4 protein-coding genes are annotated in these 5,907 nt (G+C 37.3%); all 4 read left to right on the forward strand.

Annotated features, from left to right (window positions below):
* Positions 1-218 precede the first annotated feature (218 nt).
* The 4 genes from BN200_RS02745 (at position 219) to BN200_RS02760 (ending at position 5,212) form a co-directional block, all read left to right on the forward strand.
* Entirely contained in the window at positions 219-926 is a 708-nt protein-coding gene (locus BN200_RS02745; RefSeq protein WP_019220907.1) for a sulfate transporter family protein, read from the forward strand.
* Between the two features lie 1,009 nt (positions 927-1,935).
* Positions 1,936-2,847 (forward strand): acetyl-CoA carboxylase, carboxyltransferase subunit beta, encoded by a 912-nt coding sequence (accD, locus tag BN200_RS02750; protein ID WP_019220908.1) that lies wholly within the window; start codon positions 1,936-1,938, stop codon positions 2,845-2,847.
* Positions 2,848-2,850: 3 nt separating this feature from the next.
* On the forward strand, positions 2,851-4,170 hold the full coding sequence (locus BN200_RS02755; protein WP_019220909.1) for a bifunctional folylpolyglutamate synthase/dihydrofolate synthase: 1,320 nt from the start codon (positions 2,851-2,853) through the stop codon (positions 4,168-4,170).
* 43 nt (positions 4,171-4,213) lie between these two features.
* Positions 4,214-5,212, forward strand: a complete 999-nt coding sequence (locus BN200_RS02760; protein ID WP_019220910.1) for a complex I NDUFA9 subunit family protein — start codon at positions 4,214-4,216, stop codon at positions 5,210-5,212.
* Positions 5,213-5,907 lie beyond the last annotated feature (695 nt).

The raw sequence follows: 5,907 nt of genomic DNA on the forward strand, positions 1-5,907 counted from the left end.
TCCTTATAAATCAGCATGATGATCTCAAAAAAATCGCTCTACTTTAATGAGTTCTATACATAAATCTTATTCTAATTTTTCATAATTAAAAAATTCTCCTGCTCTTTAAAACAACAATTTCTTACACCTTATTCAAGTTAACGTATGTTAAATCATATGATTAACCTCCCCCTAAGCTATCTCTTGTCTTTTTACTGTTCTTTCCTTATTTATGATTTATGATTTTTACTGCTGCGTATCGTGCTCTACAACGCCTCTTAACTTCACAATATCGCATGATGATATTGAAAGCATTAGGGCTTACTTTTATTGTGCTCTTCATTATATGGTTGTTTGTCCGTCAACTTTTTATGTCCTATTTTGCACTTTGGATTGCTCATTTTTTTCCTGATTTATCAGATTGGATAGGATTTTTAGAACTGAGCATACTGATTATTTTTAATTTAGGTTTAGCTTTACTGATGGCTTTTTTAATTGCTCCAATTACAGCTATGATTGGAAGCTTTTTTATTGATTCCGCTGCTGAAATTATTGAAAAAGAAGATTATCCAAACCAGCCTATTGGAAGCGCTCTGTCACTTGGACGGTCTCTTATTCTTTCTTTAAAATTTGTTACTTTAAGCCTTCTCGGTAATGCAATCGCTTTTATTTTGTTTTTCGTACCTGGTGTCAATTTGATTGCTTTTTATATTATTAACGGCTACTTGCTTGGCCGTGAATACTTTATATTTGCTGCCTACCGTTTTCGATCCGAACAAGAAGCATATGCTTTTTTACATGTTCATTCCATGACAGTTTTTGGTGCAGGATTATTGATCGCGTTTTTTGTTTCGATTCCACTGCTTAATTTAGCAACACCACTTTTTGCAGCAGCTCTCATGACACACTTACATAAAATGCTTTCCCAAAAAGCATCACATACATAACGCTAAGTATAATAAAACGCATTTATAAAATCTGTACTGTAATACAATGGCGTTCTGTTTCTCATAAGGGGCGTGATCCCATTCAAGAACGTAATAAAAAGAAGTGTGATGCATTTTGTTTAACTGAAAAATATTGATTTACAATAACCCATAATCGTTTTTGAATTTGAACCCGTAATAAGATTTTCTCGTAGTATCAACTAAAATCACTTGCTTATATGTTACAAACAGGGTTGGCATATGGGTGAAACTACTTAAAGGGACAAAAATAGTGTTTATGAACTGTTTCAATGCAAGGACTTTCGCAACATTTTGATCTCGCAAATAGAATGGTGGTGCCAGCTTGCTCCTTCATAAGCGCAAAAATGAGGGTGTTTAATGGCTTCACCATTATACTATTCACGAGCGCCATTGTAAAATAATCTTGGGGTGCCTTGAGAAATGTTTTTTAAAAAATCGCGTGAAACTACAAAGCATATAAATAACGGTAAACAAAAAACAAATTTGATCCTTTAAAAAACTGTTCATCTCTTCTCATTAGAGACAGTTTTTGAAAAAAATTTGGACTCTCTACTGGCATTTTATTTAATATAACGTTACCCTCTCCATTGTTTTTATGGACTATTAAGACTTATTGATGTTTATAAGGCTTTTTTGTTTCAATCTTGCATCACTGATGTTAAGATTTTGCTCAATGTTGGTTTTCCATCGAAAAAAATGAAGCATTTGTCAACCAACGCAAGTAATGGGATCAATCAAAGCAAAAAATCAAATCATGTGCATTCTTTAAAATACGGACAGATTTTTTTATGAAAAAGAGTTTTATGCAAATTACCATTATAATATTTTAGAGACAAAAAATAAAAAATAGTGAGGTTAAAGCTATACGTGTACTGATAAAAATATTAAACGGATTTGCTTATTTAGCTAGCAAAACGAATCAACCATCCCGTCTATATTTTCCTGAAACGTGCAAAAAATGTATAACATTTAAAGAGAGGCTACAAAGATGAACTGGATTACAAATTATGTTCGTCCTAAAATCAATTCCATACTGGGACGCCGTGAAATTCCAGAAAATCTGTGGATCAAAGATCCCACCAGTGGTGAGATGGTCTTCCATAAAGATCTAGAAGTTAATCAATATGTAATCCCCAGTTCTGGTTATCATATGCGCATCAGTGCCAAAAATCGTCTCACACATTTTTTTGATGATGGTGTTTATACGCCTCTTGAAAATCCAAAAGTTGTAACAGATCCATTAAAGTTTCGTGATGAAAAACGTTATATTGACCGGCTAAAAGATTATCGTTCTAAACTTGGTGTTGATGACAATATTTTAAGTGCACGCGGTACTATTGAGGGCTTACCAATTATAGCCACTGTTCAAGACTTTGCCTTTATGGGGGGATCACTTGGTATGGCTTCAGGAGAAGCGATCATCAAAGCTTTTGATACTGCCATTGCTGAAAAATGCCCATTGGTTCTTTTTTCTGCTTCTGGCGGTGCACGCATGCAAGAAGGAACACTCTCCTTGATGCAAATGCCCCGTACAACTGTAGCCATAGAAATGCTAAAAGAAGCGAAACTTCCCTATATTGTGGTTCTCACCAATCCAACCACCGGTGGTGTTACTGCTTCTTATGCCATGCTTGGTGATATTCACATTGCTGAACCTGGTGCGATGATTGGTTTTGCAGGACCACGTGTCATCCAACAAACCATACGTGAAACCTTACCAGAGGGTTTTCAAAGTAGTGAATATTTGCTCAAACATGGCATGATTGATATGGTTGTATCACGTTTAGAAATGAAAGCTACCATTGCACGACTTTTACGTTTGATGATGAAATATCCCGCCGTTGTTAATCCTTCTCCAAAAGATTCTCAAGCATCGCTTTCTAAAGCACAAGCTGCTTAAACTATGAAAAAAAACCACGTGCAAAGGATAGTAGATGATTTACTGAAAAACTATCCTAAAAAATTTGACCTTTCTTTAGAACGTATTCTTCGTCTTTTAGAAAGCCTTGATAATCCTCATTTAAAGCTTGCCCCCGTTATTCATATTGCTGGAACAAATGGTAAAGGATCTGCTTCAGCTACTTGTCGTGCTCTTTTGGAAAGCGCAGGTTACCGCGTTCATGTTTACAGTTCACCTCATCTGGTTAATTGGAATGAACGCTGCCGACTGGGGCAAAGAGGAGGGGGAAAACTTGTCACAGAAGAACAATTAGCTGAGACAATTCAGCAAGTTTTAAAAGCGAATGGTCAAAATTTAATTACTGTTTTTGAAATTTTTACCGCAGCTGCCTTTATACTGTTTAGCAGATATCCAGCAGATGTCGTGATTTTAGAGGTTGGCTTAGGAGGACGTTTTGATGCTACAAATGTGATTCAACAGCCGGCTGTATCCCTTATTATGCCCATTGACTATGATCATGAGAACTTTCTTGGAAATACAATTGCACAAATCGCTTTTCAAAAAGGGGGGATTATCAAACAGGGAGTTCCAGTGGTCATCGGTAAGCAAGATCATGATGAAACCCTTTCGACTTTAATAACCCTTGCTGATAAAAATAAAGCACCTTATTCTCTGTTTGATCAAGATTATCAAAGCTATACAGAACACGGACGTATGGTTTTTCAAAATAATCAAGGTCTCATGGATCTTCCACTGCCGAACCTGATTGGAGCACATCAAATTGCCAATGCTGGAGCTTCCCTTGAAGCAGTTTATCAAGCAGGTTTTCGGCTTTCAGAACAAGTAATAAGTAAAGCACTACAAAATATTTACTGGCCAGCACGAATGCAACATCTTACTCATGGAAATTTGATTAATCAGATGTCTCCTAGCATTGATTTATGGCTAGATGGCGGTCACAATCCCGCTGCTGCAAAAATTGTTGCAGCAGAACTTACGAAATGGAAACAAAAATCAAAACGCCCTATTCTTATGATTGTTGGCATGCTCAATACTAAGGATGCAGTTGGTTATTTTCGTCCTTTAGCACACCTTGTTGATACAGTTTATACGGTCCCGTTGATCGATAACAACGCAGGTATTTGTCCAATGATTTTAGCTGAATCAGCGCGAAAAGTAGGACTTCTTGCCAACCCGCAAGCCCATTTCCAAGAGGCCCTACAGAGAATTAACACAGAGTATAAAGAGGCAATTGTCCTCATAGGCGGGTCTCTTTACCTTGCTGGTGATATTTTACGTGACAACAAAACACCACCATGTTAGAAACTCATTCTTTATAGAGCTTTGAAAGATAGACCTTTTGATCATGCAACTTGATTGTGCACTTTACCAACATCCTAAACTTATTACTGTTTTCGGCGGTTCTGGTTTCGTAGGACGACATGTCGTTGAAGCTTTAACTAAGCGGGGTTATCGGGTTCGTATTGCTGTTCGTTCTCCGCAAAAAGCTTATTACATGCTCCAAATAGGAGAAGTAGGACAAACCCAAATGCTTAAAACTGATATCAAGCATCGCGCTTCTGTTGCACGTGCATTGCTTGGTGCAGATGGCGCAGTGTTTCTTCCCGGTAGCTTAGCACAAGCACATCAACCAAACTTTCAAAAGACTCAAATTGAGGGAGCACAAAATGTTGCTGAATTAACAGCAGTAGCTGGAATCCCCCTTATTTATATGTCCGCACTTGTTGCCAATCAAAATGCCTCTTTTCTTTATGCACGCGTTAAATCTCTGAGTGAGGAAATCATTCATAACGAACATCCTCAAGCTATTATCATGCGCCCATCCATTATCTTTGGGCCAGAGGATTGTTTCTTTAACAGCTTAGCGAACTTATTGTGTTTTTTACCGATTATGCCTCTTTTTGGCGGTGGACAAAGTAAATTACAGCCTGTGTATGTTGGTGACATCGCTGAATTTATTGTACGTGCTTTAGAAGGACGTGTTATCTCTGGAAAAAGCTATGATCTTGGGGGTCCACAGATTATTACATTTCAAAACATACTTGAATATGTATTAAAAATCATTCACCGCAAAAAAACAATTCTCTCCATACCTCTTTCTGCTGGCTTGTTAATTGGAGGTCTTTTGGGAACTGTTGGTAAATTGCCTCTCGTGCCAACGCTGGTAACAGCCGGTCAAATACGCTTCCTGCAAGTAGATAACATTGTTTCTCAGGAGGCTTTAGAAAATGGATACACTTTAGAGGGAGTAGGAATTACCCCCAAAGCAATGGCAGCACTTTTGCCAAGCTATCTCTGGCGATTTCGTCCACACGGTCAGTTTTCCCAAAATTTACCAGCTTAGCGCATATTTCCTAACAACTTGTGTCTGTGCGGTCCATGTTCTAAAGGCGAAGAATGCTGAACAGCAGAGATCAGAAAATCTCATAAAAGAAGCTTGTTATCAAACCATAGGGAAATAGAGCAGAAATGGTTAAATTGATTGAAGAAGTTTTTGATAAAATGGTACCTCTTTATAAAGAAGGTTCCCATCATTTTATGCTGTCTTCTTAGTAGATTCGGCAGAAAGAATATAGATGTAATTTTGTTGCCTCATCCTTTTCTACGTGTTTTTGAAGCATAACCTTTATCAGCAATGCTTCGTGTATTCCTACCTCCGTCAAAAAGCTGAAATATTTGAATAAGAGCATTCTCGTTCGCTATTGTTAAGAAGACAACGTAAAGCTTGGTTCACAATATCATTACAGCATGATTCTTTAGGGTCAAATCTTGGTTTGCTTCTTGCCAACGCGGCTTTTTTAGCTGACTTATTCTATGAAAGCTCACAACACGATTTATAGTTCGTAGCATAAGAGTAAACTTAGACAAAAGGGATATCGCCCCTAACTGATTGACCATCACAATCCATAGTTTTTTAGCAAAGCTTTCCAAATAAGATGCTGATCTGTTCCTCGATATTAAGATCCACAAAGTTTATCGATGCTTAAGTATAGTTTATCGTGGATGCATAAATTCTAATAATAAATTGATTTAAAAAGG

It is taken from the genome of Bartonella senegalensis OS02, assembly GCF_000312545.1.
Classification (GTDB): Bacteria; Pseudomonadota; Alphaproteobacteria; order Rhizobiales; family Rhizobiaceae; genus Bartonella; species Bartonella senegalensis.